Source organism: Microbacterium sp. zg.Y909 (genome assembly GCF_024626565.1).
In genome coordinates this window covers 1-807 of the sequence record NZ_JANJFJ010000714.1, presented here as the reverse complement: position 1 = coordinate 807, position 807 = coordinate 1, and the positions used below count along the sequence as shown (strand labels likewise).

General features: G+C 67.5%; 2 protein-coding genes. Both read right to left on the bottom strand.

Annotated elements, in window-relative coordinates:
- Nucleotides 1-91 precede the first annotated feature (91 nt).
- Nucleotides 92-298 carry a helix-turn-helix transcriptional regulator gene (locus tag NQ160_RS24345; RefSeq protein ID WP_257517532.1) on the bottom strand — a complete coding sequence of 69 codons (207 nt, stop codon included), beginning with the start codon at nt 296-298 and terminating at the stop codon, nt 92-94.
- On the bottom strand, nt 298-678 hold the full coding sequence (locus NQ160_RS24340) for a hypothetical protein (RefSeq protein WP_257517531.1): 381 nt from the start codon (nt 676-678) through the stop codon (nt 298-300). The genes NQ160_RS24345 and NQ160_RS24340 overlap by 1 nt, the downstream gene beginning before the upstream one ends.
- Between the last annotated feature and the right edge of the window lie 129 nt (nt 679-807).

Below are 807 nucleotides of genomic sequence, written 5' to 3'. Positions count from 1 at the left end.
CGCCGTCTCCATGCCGTCGAGACTACGCGCACCCCGCCGACATCCCGCTGGGCGGGGTGCATCGAGGGGCGGACGATGGGCCCGAGCCGCCTCAGGGGGCGGCGTCCTCCTCGAAGAGGAAAAGGTCTTCGATGCTGCAGTGAAAAGCGGCTGCGAGCCGGAACGCCACGGGGAGCGACGGGTCGTACCGGCCTTTCTCGATCGAGATGATCGTCTGGCGCGACACTCCCAGCTCGTCTGCCAGTCGTTGCTGGGACCATCCGAGATCTTGGCGGCGCTGCGAGAGGGTGTTCCGCATCAGGTGGCTGACCTCTTCAGCCAGAGGTAGCGCGCTGCGCAGTCGAGCATCGCGAAGAGGACCGCGGCAGCAAGGACCACGCCGACGGATGCCTCGATCCGTGCGAATGAGAATGCCGCTGCGCCGAGCCCGCCGACGAGGAGGACATCATGGAAGGCGCCGCCGGCCGCCTTCTGATACCAATCGGATTCGATGGAATCGTCCGGTTTCGCGACTGCTCCCGCAATCGTCGAGCGGTCCACGAGCAGTCCCCAGCCCAGTGCGGCCGCGGCGGGCAAGGTCCCCGCCATGACGACCGCGAAAGCGAGCCCGGCTCGTTCATCGGGATTCAGCGCCACGAAGAGCCCGCCCGCGCAGGCCGAGACGACCACGCCGATCATCAGCGACGTGCCCCACAGTGTCGCGGAACCTCCGCCGAAACGCGCGCGCCCCCAACGGCTCTTCGTCGTCGTGCTGCCATCCATGTCATCCACCTCTCCACCGGACGAAGCGTCCCGTGTCGTCGCTTC

What these genes read in the sequence shown, in the direction of transcription:
- NQ160_RS24340 (WP_257517531.1), bottom strand. Translation starts at nt 678, where the DNA reads ATGATCGGCGTGGTCGTCTCGGCCTGCGCGGGCGGGCTCTTCGTGGCG.
- NQ160_RS24345 (WP_257517532.1), bottom strand. Translation starts at nt 298, where the DNA reads ATGCGGAACACCCTCTCGCAGCGCCGCCAAGATCTCGGATGGTCCCAG.